This is a genomic window from Afifella sp. H1R (assembly GCF_021462425.1).
Taxonomy (GTDB): Bacteria; Pseudomonadota; Alphaproteobacteria; order Rhizobiales; family Afifellaceae; genus Afifella; species Afifella aestuarii.
In genome coordinates this window covers 94,099-110,308 of the sequence record NZ_JAKEDY010000002.1, presented here as the reverse complement: position 1 = coordinate 110,308, position 16,210 = coordinate 94,099, and the positions used below count along the sequence as shown (strand labels likewise).

Annotated in this window: 18 protein-coding genes; 11 read left to right on the top strand and 7 right to left on the bottom strand. The window is 65.0% G+C overall.

Translation table 11 applies throughout. The features are described from left to right. The first annotated feature begins 82 nt into the window (after positions 1 to 82). Positions 83 to 691 carry a cell wall hydrolase gene (locus L0F51_RS12170; protein ID WP_234629507.1) on the top strand — a complete coding sequence of 203 codons (609 nt, stop codon included), beginning with the start codon at positions 83 to 85 and terminating at the stop codon, positions 689 to 691. Positions 692 to 698: 7 nt separating this feature from the next. Here the strand turns inward: L0F51_RS12170 and pdxH are convergent, their stop codons facing one another. Further along, complete coding sequence (gene pdxH / locus L0F51_RS12165; RefSeq protein WP_234629506.1) at positions 699 to 1,331, bottom strand: pyridoxamine 5'-phosphate oxidase; 633 nt, start codon at positions 1,329 to 1,331, stop codon at positions 699 to 701. Positions 1,332 to 1,402: 71 nt separating this feature from the next. On the opposite strand from pdxH, the gene L0F51_RS12160 reads away from it, so the two are divergent. Both L0F51_RS12160 and L0F51_RS12155 read left to right on the top strand, forming a co-directional pair. Then, on the top strand, positions 1,403 to 1,825 hold the full coding sequence (locus L0F51_RS12160; RefSeq protein ID WP_234629505.1) for an RT0821/Lpp0805 family surface protein: 423 nt from the start codon (positions 1,403 to 1,405) through the stop codon (positions 1,823 to 1,825). An 81-nt stretch (positions 1,826 to 1,906) separates the two neighbouring features. After that, on the top strand, positions 1,907 to 2,941 hold the full coding sequence (locus L0F51_RS12155; RefSeq protein ID WP_234629504.1) for a DnaJ C-terminal domain-containing protein: 1,035 nt from the start codon (positions 1,907 to 1,909) through the stop codon (positions 2,939 to 2,941). 36 nt (positions 2,942 to 2,977) lie between these two features. Here the strand turns inward: L0F51_RS12155 and L0F51_RS12150 are convergent, their stop codons facing one another. From L0F51_RS12150 to L0F51_RS12140, 3 genes are read right to left on the bottom strand one after another with little or no spacing between them, the layout of a single operon-like run. Continuing rightward, entirely contained in the window at positions 2,978 to 3,838 is an 861-nt protein-coding gene (locus L0F51_RS12150) for an NAD(P)-dependent oxidoreductase (protein WP_234629503.1), read from the bottom strand. A 54-nt stretch (positions 3,839 to 3,892) separates the two neighbouring features. Continuing rightward, entirely contained in the window at positions 3,893 to 4,648 is a 756-nt protein-coding gene (locus L0F51_RS12145) for a crotonase/enoyl-CoA hydratase family protein (protein ID WP_234629502.1), read from the bottom strand. A gap of 52 nt (positions 4,649 to 4,700) precedes the next feature. Then, positions 4,701 to 6,521, bottom strand: coding sequence for an acyl-CoA dehydrogenase (locus L0F51_RS12140; protein WP_234629501.1), 1,821 nt, complete (start codon positions 6,519 to 6,521; stop codon positions 4,701 to 4,703). A 176-nt stretch (positions 6,522 to 6,697) separates the two neighbouring features. Here L0F51_RS12140 and L0F51_RS12135 point away from each other — a divergent pair, with 176 nt between their 5' ends. The 4 genes from L0F51_RS12135 to dxs all read left to right on the top strand — a co-directional run bounded on the left by L0F51_RS12135 (position 6,698) and on the right by dxs (position 11,049). After that, a complete protein-coding gene (locus L0F51_RS12135) occupies positions 6,698 to 7,717 on the top strand; it encodes an L-threonylcarbamoyladenylate synthase (protein WP_234629500.1) in 1,020 nt (339 codons plus the stop codon). A 97-nt stretch (positions 7,718 to 7,814) separates the two neighbouring features. After that, complete coding sequence (locus L0F51_RS12130; RefSeq protein WP_234629499.1) at positions 7,815 to 8,741, top strand: histone deacetylase family protein; 927 nt, start codon at positions 7,815 to 7,817, stop codon at positions 8,739 to 8,741. A 9-nt stretch (positions 8,742 to 8,750) separates the two neighbouring features. Continuing rightward, positions 8,751 to 9,002 (top strand): exodeoxyribonuclease VII small subunit, encoded by a 252-nt coding sequence (locus tag L0F51_RS12125; RefSeq protein ID WP_234629498.1) that lies wholly within the window; start codon positions 8,751 to 8,753, stop codon positions 9,000 to 9,002. 121 nt (positions 9,003 to 9,123) lie between these two features. Continuing rightward, positions 9,124 to 11,049, top strand: coding sequence for a 1-deoxy-D-xylulose-5-phosphate synthase (gene dxs, locus L0F51_RS12120; protein ID WP_234629497.1), 1,926 nt, complete (start codon positions 9,124 to 9,126; stop codon positions 11,047 to 11,049). Positions 11,050 to 11,146: 97 nt separating this feature from the next. Here the strand turns inward: dxs and L0F51_RS12115 are convergent, their stop codons facing one another. From L0F51_RS12115 to L0F51_RS12105, 3 genes are all read right to left on the bottom strand, one after another. Beyond that, positions 11,147 to 11,698 carry a superoxide dismutase family protein gene (locus tag L0F51_RS12115; RefSeq protein ID WP_234629496.1) on the bottom strand — a complete coding sequence of 184 codons (552 nt, stop codon included), beginning with the start codon at positions 11,696 to 11,698 and terminating at the stop codon, positions 11,147 to 11,149. A gap of 117 nt (positions 11,699 to 11,815) precedes the next feature. After that, positions 11,816 to 12,235, bottom strand: coding sequence for an ester cyclase (locus L0F51_RS12110; protein ID WP_234629495.1), 420 nt, complete (start codon positions 12,233 to 12,235; stop codon positions 11,816 to 11,818). 371 nt (positions 12,236 to 12,606) lie between these two features. Then, the gene (locus tag L0F51_RS12105; RefSeq protein ID WP_234629494.1) at positions 12,607 to 12,795 is read right to left on the bottom strand and encodes a hypothetical protein; all 189 of its coding nucleotides are present in this window, start codon (positions 12,793 to 12,795) and stop codon (positions 12,607 to 12,609) included. 12 nt (positions 12,796 to 12,807) lie between these two features. Here L0F51_RS12105 and L0F51_RS12100 point away from each other — a divergent pair, with 12 nt between their 5' ends. From L0F51_RS12100 to L0F51_RS12085, 4 genes are read left to right on the top strand one after another with little or no spacing between them, the layout of a single operon-like run. After that, entirely contained in the window at positions 12,808 to 13,551 is a 744-nt protein-coding gene (locus tag L0F51_RS12100; RefSeq protein ID WP_234629493.1) for a TlyA family RNA methyltransferase, read from the top strand. Then, the gene (locus L0F51_RS20180; RefSeq protein WP_234629492.1) at positions 13,544 to 14,797 is read left to right on the top strand and encodes an RsmD family RNA methyltransferase; all 1,254 of its coding nucleotides are present in this window, start codon (positions 13,544 to 13,546) and stop codon (positions 14,795 to 14,797) included. Before L0F51_RS12100 ends, L0F51_RS20180 begins: the two co-directional genes overlap by 8 nt. Before the next feature lie 49 nt (positions 14,798 to 14,846). Then, the gene (locus L0F51_RS12090) at positions 14,847 to 15,923 is read left to right on the top strand and encodes a class I SAM-dependent methyltransferase (protein WP_234629491.1); all 1,077 of its coding nucleotides are present in this window, start codon (positions 14,847 to 14,849) and stop codon (positions 15,921 to 15,923) included. Next, positions 15,923 to 16,201 carry a hypothetical protein gene (locus L0F51_RS12085; protein WP_234629490.1) on the top strand — a complete coding sequence of 93 codons (279 nt, stop codon included), beginning with the start codon at positions 15,923 to 15,925 and terminating at the stop codon, positions 16,199 to 16,201. The genes L0F51_RS12090 and L0F51_RS12085 overlap by 1 nt, the downstream gene beginning before the upstream one ends. Positions 16,202 to 16,210: the final 9 nt, after the last annotated feature.

Sequence of the window (16,210 nt, the reverse complement as noted above, 5' to 3'; positions counted from 1 at the left end):
CGCATTGTCGCCCAACTTCTCCGCGAAGCGCACCTCCGGGAAGAGAGCGGGGCTTTGACCCCGCCCACGCGGCAAAGGGAAAATGATGGGATATATCGGGCGCGCCTTCGAAGGCGCGGCACGGGGTGCGGCTGCGCTTCTGTTTGGTGCAACGCTGCTCGCCGCGGGCCATGCGCATGCGGCGGAGATTTACGACGGCCCGTTGCCTCAACCGAGGCCAGTTTCTGTGGGCCCTGCGGGCAAGCATGCGGATGCGTCGGAGATGCCGTCAAAGTCGGCGAGCGAATGTCTCGCCAAGGCGCTCTATTTCGAAGCACGTGGCGAGACCGCCAAGGGACAGCTCGCGGTGGGGCGTGTGATCCTCAACCGGGTCAAGGACAAGCATTATCCCGACACGATCTGTGGCGTGGTCTTTCAGAACGCCGAGAAGCGCAATCGCTGCCAGTTCTCTTTCGCCTGTGACGGCAAGCCCGATCTTGTCGCCGACAAGAAGAGCTGGCACGAAGTCCGGCGCCGCGCCAAATGGTTGCTGGCGTGCAGGAAGGGCTGCGGCTCCAAGGGGCTTTGGAAAGGGCCTCTCTGGCAGTCCACGCACTATCACGCCGATTACGTGGCACCCGGCTGGGCGAACCGGTTGAAGCAGACCGGCCAGATCGGCACGCATCTGTTCTATCTGGAGGCGCGTGCCTGAGGCGCGATCAGGGATAGAGCCGTTGCTTCTGCCAGCCATTCTCGTGCGGGGTGAACCGAATCCGGTCGTGCAGACGGAAAGCGCCGTTGTTCCAGAATTCGATCTGGACGGGCACCAGCCGAAAGCCGCTCCAGAAGGGCGGCCGCGGCACCTTGCCGGTGCCGAAGCGGGCGGTCTCGGTCGCCACGGCCTTTTCCAGCGCAAAGCGGCTTTCGAGAGGGCGCGACTGGCGGCTTGCCCAGGCACCGATCCGGCTCATTCGGGGCCGGCTGTCATAATAGGCGTCGGCCTCTTCGTCGGACACGGCCTCGACATTGCCGCGGATGCGGATCTGCCGGGCGAGCGACTTCCAATGGAAGCACATCGCCGCCTTGGGATTGGCCGCGAGCTGTTCGCCCTTGCGGCTTTCAAGGTTGGTGTAGAACACGAAACCGCGCTCGTCCCAGCTCTTGAGAAGCACCATGCGCACGTCCGGCAGCCCCGTCTCATCGGCGGTTGCCACGGCGACGGCATTGGGATCGTTCGGCTCCGAAGCGGTCGCCTCGCGCATCCAATCTCCGAAGAGGGAAAAGGGATCGCCGTAGGCGGTAAAGTCACCGCTTGTTAACTCTGAGGGGGCATCTTTTCGCGGAAGAGTCATTTTGGTGTCGGTTATCAGTGTCGCGTATCAGCCCCTACCACGGTGAAGGCCCGCTCCTCCAGAAGCAAACGGTGCTGGCTGCCTTGCTCTCGGTCAGCCTCGCAGGCTGCGGCTCCATTACGATACCCTTCGGCGGTCGCGCCGATGAAAGCCCAGCGATCACCACCGGTTCGATCGGACCTGCCGTCGTCGTGCAGGAGCCGCTGCCGGAGGCGTTGTCGTATTCCGATGCCGCACGAATCGGCCAGACGGCCGGGATCGCCGGCATCGACACGCTGCCGAAGGATGGTATCGACTGGATCAACGAGGTCACCGGTTCGGCCGGCAAGGTGCGGCCGCTGTCGCAGATCTCGCAAAACGCCACCCGCACCTGTCGCGACATCGAAGCCACGGTGACGAGCGTCGGTGGGGTCCACCGATTCGGCGGCACATTGTGCAAGGACCAGACAAGCGGCGTCGTGCAAATGGAGGCTCTCGCGACCGAGCCGAGTTAGGCGTGCGGGCGACAGTGGCATTTTCAACGTGCCGTTCCCATATTTTGGCCGTACGTTATGCCAAATCGGGAAAGGAGATCCATGCGCGACCCCTATGATGTCTTGGGTCTGTCACGCACGGCGAGCGCCGCCGAGATCAAGCGCGCCTACCGCAAGCTGGCCAAGGCCAACCATCCGGACCACAACGCCGGCGACCCGAAGTCGGCCGAGAGGTTCGCCGAGGTCAATGCCGCTTACGAGATCCTAGGGGACAAGGACAAGCGTGAGAAGTTCGACCGCGGCGAGATCGATGCCGAGGGCAAGCCTCGCTTTGCCGGCTTCGAGGGTTTTGCCGGCGGTGGTGCGCAAAATGCTGACTTCGACCCACGCAGTTTTTCCGATATCTTTTCAAGCTTCGGCCGGGGCGGCGGCGGCGGACGTGCGCGCAGCTTCCGGTTTTCCAGCGGAGGCCGCGGGCCTCGCGCCACGCATACGGGCGGGATGGATGAGGAAGACGTGCTGAATTCCATCTTCGGCGCCTTCGGTGGTGCGCAGGGGGCCGGCCCCCAGGCTGGGGCGGGACGGCGGGCAGGCGCTTCGGCGCAGCCGCCAAAAGGCACCGACCTGAAGGCTGAAGTCGCGGTGACGCTGGAAGACCTCGTGGCCGGGAAGAAGCCCACCGTGACGCTGCCCGACGGGCGCGACGTGGCGCTGACCCTGCCGAAAGGCGTGAAGGACGGTCAGGTGATCCGTCTCCGCGGCCAGGGCTATGCTTCGCCGCAGGGCGGGCCTTCGGGCGATGCGCGGATCACCGTGCGTTTCGTACCGCATCCGCGCTTCAAGGTGGACGGTTCCGATCTCAGGACGGACGTCGCCGTTTCGCTGGAGGATGCCGTCCTCGGCGGCAAGGCGACCGTTCCGACCATCGAAGGCAATGTGAGCCTGACTGTGCCGCCGCAGACGAGCGGCGGGCGGGTGATGCGCCTCAAAGGCAAAGGCCTTCCGACGTCCACGGGCGGACGCGGCGACCTTCTCGTGTCTCTCCGCATCACGCTGCCGGAGACGCATGATGCGGAGTTGGAAGCGTTGATGAAGAAGTGGCGCGCGACCAAGGCGGAGCGCAAAGCCTCCGCCTGAGCCCTCTTCACGGGATCATCTGAGAGACGATGAGTGTCAGCCGACCGGCTTCAAAGAGGCCGGCGGCTGGCTGTCCGCCGGCAGGAAGAAATCCGGCTGCAGAGCGACCGTTGGATCGACCCGGTATTGATCGAAGTCGCTGACGCCTTCGCCGGCCAGAAACGTGTCGTCGATCAGGAAATTTCCGGTGAAGTCACGTGACGACTTCTGGAAGATGCGCCAGGCCGCGTCCGCCAGAATGTCCGGCTTGCGGGAGGCGCGCATCATCGCGTCTCCTCCGACGACGTTCTTGATGGCCGCCGTGGCGATTGTCGTGCGCGGCCACAGCGCGTTGACCGCGATCCCCTTCGGACGGAATTCGCCGGCAAAGCCCAGAACGCAAAGGCTCATGCCGTATTTCGCCAGCGAATAGGCGACATGCGGTGCGAACCATTTCTCGGTGATGTCGAGCGGCGGCGACAGCATGAGAACGTGCGGGTTTTCCGCCTTCTCCAGGAAGGGCAGCGCCGTCTTGGTGACGAGGAAGCTGCCGCGCGTGTTGACCTGATGCATCAGGTCGAAGCGGCGCATCTCGGTGTCGGGCGTCTTCGTCAGCTGGATGGCGGAGGCGTTGTTGACGACGATGTCGATGCCGCCAAAGGTCTCGGCCGTCTTCGCCACCGCGTCCTTGACGGCCGCCTCCTCGCGAATGTCGACTTCGAGCGGCAGTGCCTTGCCGCCGGCCTTTTCGATGGCTTCGGCAGCCGTGAAGATCGTGCCTTCGAGTTTCGGATGCGGGCGTGCCGTCTTGGCGGCGACGGCCACATTGGCACCATCGGCCGCGGCCTTGAGCGCGATGGCGAGGCCGATGCCGCGCGAAGCCCCGGTGATGAACAGCGTCTTGCCGGAAAGGCTCATGAGCAGCCGCCTTCGGTCGAAAAAATCCTGGGCATTCGTTTCTCCCTGAAGCTCTTATGAATTGAGAAAAGCGGCGAAGGCGGCCTGCGCCTCCGCGCTCTGCAGCCGCTCAGAAAAGAGAGCGGCCTCCTTGTCGATGCGCGCCATGACGTCTTCACCATTGCCGCGCAGAAGGCGCCGCGAGGCGAGCATCGCCTGCCGGGGCTTGGCGGCGAGACGGGCTGCAGCCGCAAGAGCCGCCTCTTCGGCGGCCCCGTCCGGCACTGTGCGGTTGACGAGGCCGGCGATTGCCGCGTCCTCAGCGCTGAAAGACGCGCCCATCACCAGGAGCTCGAAAGCTTTCTGGTGGCCCATGACGCGCGGTGCGAGCAGGCTCGACGCGGCCTCCGGCACCAGTGCGAGATCGACGAAGGGCGTGCGAAACGTGCTCGGCTCCGACGCGACGACATAGTCGCAATGCATGAGAAGCGTCGTGCCGATGCCGACGGCGAGGCCGTCGACGCCGGCAATCAGCGGCCGGTCGCTGATGGCGAGCTCTTTCAGAAAATTGAGGATGTCTTCGGCGATGCCCTGACCGCCCGACACGCGCACGAGATCGGCGATGTCGTTGCCGGCGCAGAACGTGCCCGGGTGGCCGAGAAACACGCAGGCCGCGATCTCCTCGTTTTCGGCCGCACCGCGCAGCGCCTTCACCATCTCGTGGTACATGGCGGTCGTCAGCGCGTTCTTCTTCTGCGGCCGGTTGAGCCGAATGATGCGGATGAGACCGTTGCCCTCCGTCGGGCGGTCTTCGATGACGATGTCGCTCATAAATCCTTCCTGCTTCGCCCTGCCGGGCCGGATGTCATTGAGGAGGCTCGTTTCACTGGAAGCTCGCAAGTGTTTCCGCCGGCACCTGGAGAACCGACTGGCCGCCTTCCTTGATCTCCGCCAGCAGCGCCTCGGTCTGCGGACAGAGCCGCTCGCAGAAGCTGCGCGCCGTGGCGATCCTGAGCCGGTCCGCCTCGCTTTCGGTCGGATCGGAGGAGATTGCCCCTTGCGCGAGATAGGCGCCGCCGGCCGTCAGGCCGAAGAGCCTGAGATAGGGAGTGGCACCGCACAAGGCGCCTTCCATCCGGCCTTCGGCCATCTCCTCCAGGAGGTATTCGCTCGCCGCACGGCAATGCGCGATCGAGGCTGCCACCCGCTCGCCGATCTTTCCCATTTCGTCGCGGTTGGACGCACGCGCGGCCTCGGCGATCGCGGCGAGCTCCTCGAGATAGGCGCGCACGCAGGCGCCGTCCGATTGCGGCAGCTTGCGCGTGAGGAGATCGATCGCCTGGATGCCGTTGGTGCCCTCATAGATTGGGAAGATGCGAGCATCGCGCAGATGCTGGGCCGCTCCCGTCTCCTCGATATAGCCCATGCCGCCATAAACCTGGATGCCCATGGAGGCGACATCGACGCCGCAATCGGTGGAAAACGCCTTGGCAATCGGCGTCAGGAGAGACGCGCGCTCGTTCCAGAAGCGCCTGCCGTCGCCGTTCGTCTCGGGGCCGGGTGCACCGGCTTCCGCCAGATCGATCGCATGCGCACAGGCATAGCAGATCGCGCGGCTCGCCTGGGTCAGCCCGCGCATCGCGAGAAGCGTGCGGCGGATGTCCGGGTGCTCGACGATGGGGCTCATCTCGCCGTCTTTCGGCGCATGGGGGGCTTTGCCCTGGCGCCGCTCCAGCGCATAGGCGGCGGCTTCCTGAAGCGCGCGTTCAGCGACGCCCACGCCCTGGATGCCGACCATGAGACGGGCATTGTTCATCATCGTGAACATGCAGGCGAGGCCGCGGTTCTCCTCGCCGATGAGATAGCCGACGGCTCCCGGCTCGTCGCCGTAATGGCCGTCGCCGTAGAGCATCGTGCAGGTCGGAGAGGCGTTGATGCCGAGCTTGTGCTCGATCCCGGCGCAGAAGACGTCGTTGCGTGCGCCGAGCGAGCCGTCCTCGTTGACGAGATATTTCGGCACCAGGAAGAGAGAGATGCCCTTGGTGCCTGCGGGTGCGTCCGGAAGGCGGGCCAGCACGGTGTGGACGATATTGCCGGCCATATCGTGCTCGCCATAGGTGATGAAGATCTTCTGCCCGAAGAGGCGGTAGGTGCCGTCGTCGCGCCGTTCCGCGCGGCAGCGGAGCGCTCCGAGATCGGAGCCGGCCTGCGGCTCCGTGAGGTTCATCGTGCCGGTCCACTCGCCGGAGACGAGCTTTGCGAGATAGCGCTTTTTGATTTCTTCGGTGGCGTGCAGCTTGAGGGCTTCGACCGCGCCGACGGTCAAGGTCGGGCCGAGCGCGAAGGCCGCGCAGGCGGAGTTCCAGATGTCGAAGGCCGCGACCGCGAGCGACACCGGCAGATCCTGACCGCCGAATTCCTCCGGTCCCGACAGCGCGTTCCAGCCGGCCTCGCACCAGGCGGAATAGGTCTTCGCCCAGCCTTCCGGCAATGTCACGCCGCCGTCGTCGTAGGTCGACGCACGCTGATCGCCGATCTTATTGAGGGGCGCGATCTCGTCGGAAGCGAAACGGCCCGCCTCCTCCAGAATGGCGTCCAGAAGGTCGCCGCTCAGCTCGCCCAGATGGCCGGCCTCGATGGCCGGCGACAGGCCGATGACATGCTTGAGCGTAAAGGCGATCTCGGCAACGGGTGCGCGATACATCAGGCTCCTCCCTGGGGCATTTGTCGGTTTCCCCCTGAACTCGTCTCGTTTGGCTCGACCAATATTTAGGCTTCGGCACGGCGCTGACTTGACGGAGCAGGCAGCGCGCGCGATCCAAATCGGCAGCACCGCCTTATGTGCCGTTGACGTAAGCTGCAATCAAGCGATGGAGTGGAATGTACGCCAAAAGACTGCTCTGGCAGGAAACCGGCAACGACGAGCTTCTTGCCGAGGCAGCGGACATTCTGCGGGCTGGCGGTCTCGTCGCGATTCCGACGGAAACCGTCTACGGGCTGGCGGCGGACGCCACCAATGGCGAGGCAGTGGCGCGGATCTTCGAGGCCAAGGGCAGGCCGCGCTTCAACCCGTTGATCGCGCATGTGGCCGATACCGCGATGGCGGGGCGCTGCGGCGAACTGAAGGGCGATGCGCTCCGTCTGGCTGCGCATTTCTGGCCGGGGCCGCTGACGCTGGTTGTGCCGCTGGTCGTTCCGTCCGGTGGGCCGCTTGCAGGTGAGCCCGTCGTGCATCCGCTGGTGACGGCGGGGCAGAAGAATATTGCTTTGCGGCGCCCGATCGGGCCGACGGCCGAACTCATCGCCCGCTTCGGACGGCCGCTCGCCGCGCCGAGCGCCAATCGCTCGGGGCAATTGAGTCCGACGCGTGCCGACCATGTGATTGAACAGCTTGGCGATCGAATCGATGCCGTCATCGATGCCGGGCCGTGCACGGTAGGGTTGGAATCGACCATCGTTGCAATCAGCGACGAAGGGCCGCGGCTTCTGCGTCCGGGCGGTTTGGCCGCCGAGACGATCGAAAAACTCCTCGATCGGAGATTGCAACGTCTTGCGCCCGGCGCGCATGTGGAAGCGCCTGGAATGCTGGCGAGCCATTATGCGCCGCGGGCCGCTCTGCGGTTGAATGCGACGCGCGTCGAAGCCGGCGAGGCGCTTCTCGCTTTCGGGGAAAAGCCCCCGGAAAATGCCGCTGCGGCCGTCGTGAGCCGGAATTTGAGCGTCACCGGCGACCTCGTCGAAGCGGCTTCCAGGCTTTTCTCCGACCTTCATGCGCTCGATGAAAGCGGGGCCGCGGTGATCGCCGTCGCGCCGATCCCCGCGCACGGTCTCGGCGAGGCGATCGCCGACCGTCTGCGCCGCGCAGCGGCGCCGCGGCCTGGCCCCGCCTCTTCCGGTTGAGCGGGCGTCATCCAAAATGTCCGTTGCGTCCGATGCAACCTTGGCGGAAATGTTACGCCCCCATGACTTGGCCGCACGGCCCTGCTAGAGCTTGCTGGTGACGACACTTCTCCTTCATCACGCCGACTTCCTCGATCATCTGACCGCGCCGGGGCATCCGGAGCGGCCGGATCGCCTGAAAGCGCTGCATGCGGCGCTCGATCATGAGGCGTTTTCCAGTCTCCTGCGCGAAGAGGCTCCGCTCGGGGACAAGGATGTCGCCGCTCTCGCGCATCCGCAGGAATATGTCGACCGCGTGCACCGCGCCATTCCGGAGGTGGGGCTCGCCAGCATCGATGCCGACACCGTCGTGTCGCCCGGCTCGTGGAATGCCTGTCTGCGGGGTATCGGCGCCATCTGCCGCGCCGTCGATGCGGTGGTGTCGCGCGAGGTGAACAATGCCTTCGCCGCGATCCGCCCGCCCGGGCATCATGCGGAAAACGACACCGCCATGGGCTTTTGCGTCTTCAACAATGCGGCGGTCACGGCGCGCTATGCGCAGAAGCAGTATGGGCTGGAGCGCGTGGCGATCGTCGATTGGGATGTCCACCACGGCAACGGCACGCAGGACATTTTCTGGTCCGACGCCAGCGTGCTGTATGCCTCCACGCACCAGATGCCGCTTTATCCCGGCACGGGCGCGCGCTCGGAAACCGGCGTCGGCAATATCGTCAACGCCCCCCTTGCCGCGGGAGACGGCAGCGACCATTTTCGCGAAGCCTTCAACGAACGCATCCTGCCTTCGGTGAAGAATTTCGCCCCGGACCTGATCATCATCTCGGCCGGTTTCGACGCCCATCACCGCGATCCTCTGGCAGAGCTCAATCTCGAGCATGAGGATTTCGCCTGGGCGACCGGCAAGCTGATGGATCTGGCCGATGACCATGCCGGCGGCCGGCTCGTCTCGGTGCTGGAGGGCGGATACGATCTGCGCGGTCTGGCGGTCTCCGCCGCCGCCCATATCCGCATGTTGATGAGCGCATGAGGCAGCTTGATGAATGACGACAAGAGCGACGCGATCGAAACGATGTCTTTCGAGACCGCGCTTGCCGAACTTGAGAAGATCGTAACGGACCTGGAGCGCGGCGAGGTGCCGCTGGAGCGCTCGGTGGCGCTTTATGAGCGCGGCGAGAAGCTGAAGAAACGGTGCGAGACGTTGTTGTCGCAGGCGGAAGAGCGGGTGGAGAAGATCCGGGCCGGCAGCGACGGCAATGCGGCCGGCACGGTTCCCCTCGATGCCGAGTAATTGCTGACGCCGCCATTGCTTTTTGCCGCGTCGCGGCGTCGCTTGCGGCGTCTTACGATTTGCGCCAAAGGCCTCGAATGGCTAAGGTCTGAACTCGTTTTTCCTGCATCCGTAGGATGTCATGTCTGACACTACTCCTCACACGCCACTTCTGGACCAGATCAAATCTCCGGAAGATCTTCGCCGCCTGAGCGATCGCGATCTGCGCCAGCTTGCCGATGAATTGCGTCTTGAAATGATCGACGCCGTGTCTGTGACCGGCGGCCATCTCGGGGCGGGCCTCGGCGTCGTAGAGCTCACCGTGGCCATCCACCGGGTCTTCAACACGCCGCGCGACAAGCTGATCTGGGATGTGGGGCATCAATGCTATCCGCATAAGATCCTGACGGGTCGGCGCGACCGTATCCGCACTCTTCGCCAGGGCGGCGGTCTCTCCGGTTTCACCAAGCGGGCGGAATCTGCTTACGATCCGTTCGGCGCCGGGCATTCCTCGACCTCGATCTCCGCCGGCCTCGGCATGGCCGTGGCGCGCGATCTGCAGGACGAGGATTTCAACGTCATCTGCGTCATCGGCGACGGGGCGATGTCGGCCGGCATGGCCTACGAGGCGATGAACCAGGCGGGGCATCTCGGCTCCCGGCTGGTCGTCATCCTCAACGACAACGACATGTCGATCGCTCCGCCGAGCGGGGCGATGAGCGCTTATCTCGCGCGTCTCGTCTCCGGTCAGGCCTATCTGTCTCTGCGCGACGCGGCCAAGCAGCTCGCCAAGCGGCTTCCGCTGGCCGATCTCCTGCACGAAAAAGGCCGGCGCGCGGAAGAATATGCCCGCGGTTTCTGGACCGGCGGCACGCTCTTCGAAGAGCTCGGCTTCTATTATGTCGGCCCGATCGACGGCCACAATCTGAACCATCTCCTGCCGGTCCTGCGCAATGTGCGCGACGGGCACAAGGGGCCGGTTCTGGTCCATGTCGTGACCCGCAAGGGCAAGGGATATGGCCCGGCGGAAGCCTCCGCCGACAAATATCACGGCGTCTCGCGCTTCAACGTCATCACCGGCGAACAGGCCAAGGGTCGCTCCAACGCCCCGTCCTACACGAAGGTTTTCGCGACGAGCCTCGTTCAGGAGGCGAAGGAAGACGACAAGATCGTGGCGGTGACGGCGGCAATGCCGGCCGGCACGGGTCTCGACATTTTCCAATCGGAGTTTCCCGAGCGCACCTTCGATGTCGGCATCGCCGAGCAGCATGCCGTGACGTTTGCGGCCGGGCTCGCCGCTGACGGCATGAAGCCTTTTGCGGCGATCTATTCCACCTTCATGCAGCGCGCCTACGATCAGGTCGTCCACGACGTGGCGATCCAGAACCTGCCCGTGCGTCTCGCCATGGACCGCGCCGGTCTCGTCGGCGCAGACGGGCCGACGCATGCCGGTGCTTATGACGTCGCCTATATGTCGTGTCTTCCGAACATGGTGGTGATGGCGGCCGGCGATGAGGCCGAGCTCCGCAATATGGTGCGCACCGCCGTCGCCTATGACGAGGGCCCGATGGCCTTCCGTTATCCGCGCGGCGAGGGACGTGGCGTGGAGATGCCTGAGCGCGGCGAAATCCTCGAGATCGGTCGCGGCCGTATCCTCAAGGAAGGCACCAAGGTTGCGATTCTGTCGCTCGGCGGACGGCTGGTGGAGGCTCTCTCGGCGGCCGAGACGCTGGAGCGCAGCGGTCTTTCGACGACGGTGGCCGATGCCCGCTTCGTCAAACCGCTCGACACCGATCTCGTGCTGCGGCTGCACCGCGAGCATGAGGTCGTGGTGACGATCGAGGAGGGATCGGACGGTGGCTTCGGCAGCCGTGTGCTCTCCTTCCTCGCCAATGCCGGTAAGCTGGAGGAGGGAGCGCGGATCCGCACCATGACGCTCCCCGACCGCTTCATCGACCACGACAAGCCCGAAGTGATGTACGCGGCCTGCGAGCTCGACGCGAATGCGATCGTGGCGCGTGTCTTCCACGCGCTTGGCCGCGACGTGCCGGAGGCGGCCCGCGCCTGACGAAAAAGGCCCGGCGGAAAGGCCGGGCCTCGCTTCTATCCAGAATCGGCGAGACAGGCGCGGCGGAGAGATCGCCGCGCCCTTTTGTCGTGCGCCCTTACTGCTGGGCCTGCTCGTCGTCGATCACCATGCAGCCGACCCGGCTGCCGGCATCGCCCGAAGGCTGGCTTTCGTAATCGTCGGCCCCGGCATGGATCATCAGGGCAGAGCCGTCGTCATCCATCAGCGGCGCGTCGCCGTCGTGGAAGCGCACGCGCGTGTTGAACACGTCGAGTTTCGTTGCCTGGCCGTCGACGACCTGGAAGTTCGGCATATCGCCGGCATGCATGCCGCCTTCTGTCATGATGCCGTGCTTGGCGTCGGTCGGGTTGTAATGGCCGCCGGACTTCTTGAAGTCGGGTGCGTCCGAACAATCGCCGGTTTCGTGGAAATGCAGGGCATGCACGCCGGGCTCGAGCGCACCCTCGTTGATGACTAGCTGCAGGAGCACACCGTTGGGCGTATCCGTCAGATGTGCCTCCCCGATCGTCCCGTCCTTGCCGGTGATCGATCCCGAATAGGTGCTGTCTTGTGAGCCGTTCTGTGCGAGGGCCGGGGCCATTGCGGTACTTGCCATGAGGGCGCAGGCGGCGACGGCGAGAAGTCGCATATCGGGTCTCCCTTTGGGGTTTCGTCCTGGGCTGTCCAACACGATCTCCGGCGCGAAGTTCCGCAAGGCGTCGGTGTCTGCCGAAAAGATCGAAGCTCCTGGCCCATGTGGCGGCCCCTACGTGCCCTCACCCAGACTGGACTCGGCGCCGGAGAGTTGTGCGGCGACGGCTGCCTTGTCGATGACGGACCAGACATTCCGGATCCGTCCGTTCTCGACTTCGTAGAAGACATTCTCGCTGAACTGCACGCGCTTGCCGTTCACCGGCAGGTCGAACAGTGTTCCGGCCGGCGTGCAGTCGAACCACAGCCGGCTTGCGATCATCGGGGGTTCGCAAACGAGACGCTCGATTTTGAAATAGAGATCAGGGATCGATCTGTGGTCTTCCACGAGCATGGCCTCGTACCCATGCAGACCGAGCGACTTGCCGTTATAGTGGACATCGCGGCTGACGTAGAGGTGAAGATCCTCCCAATCCTGCCGGTTCAGGCAGTCGATATAGGCGCGATAAAAGGCGGCAATTTCCTGCAGGTCCATGCGCATCCCTCGCGAAACTGGGGTCTTCGTATCTGTCTTCGCGCGGTCGGCCGGCCACCACATGTCGCTTTTGTCCCGCGATGAAAGGCGCCCACGACACGACGCCCCACGGATCGTTGCGAGGCTATGAGCTTGGAGCTCTGTGCGTCGCGGCCATCGCCTGACCGAGGCGAAGGGGAGCGAGGCGATCTCATATTATGATTTGAATATACACCGATGGGTTGCAATTTTGTTGGCGTTCCTACAGCCAGAAAATGAGGATGAAAGAACCGGATCTCGCTCCAGGCGGCGGCTTTGTGTCCGATAGGCAGCCGCTTCCGAATTTGAGAAGATTCCCGTAATGGGCGAGGTTCCGGATGCGGCTCTGGGTTTCACTGCTGATTGCGTGCATTCTGACTGCGCTTGCACTGCTTTTCATGATATTCGGCGGCCACCCCGACGAACCCTATACGCTGCTCGCTCATGAGCTTGTGCTCGCTGATTTCGTTTTCCATTGAAGCTTTCTCGTTTGTCGCCAGGCCGGCCTTCGCCAAAGCGGGCGCCAGCTGGCCAGTCGTCATGAGGACGGCCGGATGAGCGCGCGTCTTCGTCTTGATGAAGCGGTCGTCGCGGCCGGACTTTTGCCAAGCCGCGCCCGTGCCCGCGACGCGATCCGCCGGGGGACGGTGACGGTGAACGGCGAGACGGCGCTGAAGCCCGCAACTCCGGTGACGGCGGATGCGGCCCTGGCGATCGGCGATCCCGCTGCCGCCTATGTGTCGCGCGCGGCCATGAAGCTGAAGGCCGGGCTCGATGCTTTCCGCTTCGAGCCCGAAGGCCGGACGGTCCTTGATCTCGGCGCGTCGACCGGCGGCTTCACGCAGCTCCTTCTGGAAAGAGGCGCAAAGCATGTCGTCGCCATCGATGTCGGCCACGGCCAGATGCATGAAAGCCTTGCGGACGACCCGCGCGTGCAGCTCGTCGAAGGGGTCAACGCCCGCAATCTTTCAGAGGCGCATCTCGATGGACATTCCGTGCAGGCGATAACCGCCGATCTCTCTTTCATCTCGCTTCGGCTCGCCCTGCCGCCGGCGTTGGAACTCGCCGCGCCCGGGAGCTGGGGTGTCTTTCTGGTCAAGCCGCAATTCGAGCTCGGCCGCGAGGCACTCGGGCGCGGGGGCATCGTCCGCGACCGAAAGGCCGCAGAAGGCGCCGCCGAGGCGCTGAAAGACTGGCTCGATGGACGGCTCGGCTGGCGCGCGGTGGGGCTTTGTCCGGCGCCCTTCACCGGAGGCGACGGCAACCAGGAATTCTGCCTTGGGGCCTGGCGTGAGTGACATCGTAGACATCGACCGGATCGGCCATCGCGGAGATGGCGTCGCGGAGACGCCGGAAGGACCGCTTTTCGTCCCCTACACGCTCGCGGGCGAGCGCGTGCGCGTCGAGCGCCGCGGCCGGCGGGCCGAAGCCGTCGAGATTGTGGAAGCCGCTCCCGACCGGGTCACGGCGCCCTGTCCGCATTTCGGCCCGCGTCTCGGCGCGCAGCAGGGAGGATGCGGCGGCTGTGCGCTGCAGATGCTGCCGATCGAGGAGACGCGCCTCCTGAAGCGTCGCTTCGTCGTCGACGCGCTCGCCAAGAGCGGCCTTGAGACGGAAATCCGCCCGGCCTTCGGCGCACCGCTCGGTGCCAGGCGCCGTGCCGTCTTCTCGGCGACGCTCGGAGGGCGGAAAATCCTCTTCGGCTTTCATGAACGCGGTTCGCGGCGCATCGTCGATCTGACGACATGTCTCGTCGTCCGTCCGACGATCGTCTCCGCCTTGCCGCTTCTGCGTCGCCTGGCGCAGATCCTCGCCCGTCCCAAACGCGAGCTTCGTCTCACCGTTCTGGAGACGCGGTCCGGGCTCGATATCGCAGGCGAGGGGGCAGGCGCCGTGCCGGCCGCCTCGGCAGCGCGCATCGCCGAGCTTCTGGCGGGACAGGGCGTCGCCCGCCTCGTCGTCGACGGCGATATCCTGTTCCAGCTCGAAGAGCCGCAGCTCGAGGTCGGGGGCGTCAACGTTTCACCTCCACCCGGTGCCTTCGTTCAGGCCTGCCGGGAGAGCGAAGCGGCGATGGGGAGGCTCGTTGCGGAACATTGCGCGGGCGCAAAGCGTGTCGCTGATCTGTTCTCCGGGCTCGGGACGTTTTCCTTCATCGCCGGCCGCACGGCGCGGGTGACGGCCGTCGAGGCCGAAGGAGCGGCGCTTGCCGCACTCGCCAATGCCGTGCGCGGCGCCGAGGGGCTGAAGCCGGTGGAGACGCTCGCCCGCGATCTCTTGCGCTTTCCCTTGGCGCCCAACGAGCTGTCCCGCTTCGACGCCGTCATTCTCGATCCGCCCTGGGATGGGGCACGGGCGCAGGCGGAAAGCCTTGCCGCTTCGAAGGTCGCACGCATTGCCTTCGTGTCCTGCAATCCGGCCAGCCTCGCGCGCGATCTGCGCATTCTGGTGGATGGCGGTTATCGATTAAAATCAGTGACTCCGATCGACCAATTCGTCTATTCAGCGGAGACGGAAGCAGTCGCTCTCCTGGAACGCGAATAGCGCTCGACTTCCGCGCTCGCGCACCCCATTTCTGTTTCAGGAGAGGTTTATGGCGTCTGTGTCGATAGAGGATTGGACAAGCGGAATGCGCTATGCGGCGACGCAGGGTGCGCGCGTCGCCTGGTACACCGGCCATGGCCTCGTGATGCGCCGTATGGTGCGCCGGATTGCAGCGCGCCATCCCGAGGCGACGCCGCGTGTCGAGCCGCCTTCCACCCCCGTTCCTTCGATGGGCAAACTGTTGCGGGACGTGGCGGCGCTCCTGGCCCGCGATTATGCCAATGCGCGCGCCGGCCTCTACCCTCTGCCGGACGGCGAAGAGGCGGATTTCCGCCAGCTCGTCGCGACCTCGCGCGCGTTTTTCGCCGATGTGCCGGAGGTCGCGCGCCGCCGCCGCGAGGGCGCTCACCAGGAGATCGGCGCCACCTTCGAAGGTCGCCGGCCGCGCTATTATATGCAGAACTTCCACTTCCAGAGCGGCGGCTGGATGACCGAGGAATCCGCCCGTCTCTACGATATGCAGGTGGAAGTTCTCTTCTCGGGCGCCGCCGGTGCGATGCGCCGTCAGGCGCTCGTGCCGGTCGCCAACGCTCTGAAGGGCCGCGATCAACGCGCCTGTCTGGCCGCCGACATCGCCTGCGGCACCGGCCGGTTCACGGCGGAGCTGCGTGGGGCCTATCCGCGGCTGCCGCTTTTTGCGACCGATCTGTCGGAATCCTACCTGAACGAGACGCGCCGCCATATCGGCCGCGTGGCGACGCTGAGACCGTCCGTCGCGAAGGCCGAAGCGCTGCCGCTCGCCGATGCGAGCCTCGACGTCGCGACCGCCATCTATCTCTTCCACGAACTGCCGCCGAAAGTGCGCCGCCAGGTGGCGGAAGAGATCTCCCGCGTGATGAAGCCGGGCGGCACCTTCGTTCTGGTCGATTCGCTGCAGACGGGCGACGCGCCGGATTATGACGGGATTCTGGAAGTCTTCCCGCAGCTCTTCCACGAGCCCTATTACCAGGGCTATCTCAAGGAAGATCTGGCGCGCATTTTCGCGCCGCACGGGCTCGTCCTCAAGGAAAGCCGCAACGCCTTCTTCTCGAAGGTCATGGAGTTTCGTAAGGAACGGCCTAGCTGATGCGGCGTGTTTCGATCCTGTTCCTGGCGTTTCTCTGTTTCATCGTCGGCGTCGCCTTCATCGCGACACCGATCCCCCTCGGCGCGCCGCTTTTTGCGCTGTCGCTCGTTCTGATCGTGGCCTCGAGCCGCTCGGCCACCCGCCTCGTCACGGGTGTGCGCATCCGCGCGCCGCTTTTCGATCGCGGCGTCGGCTTTCTGGAGCGTCGCGCCGGGCGCCTCGGGCGTATTCTCAGGAAAACGAGCCCGCGGCGCTATCCCCGCAGGCCCGTCGTCTGAGACCCGAAA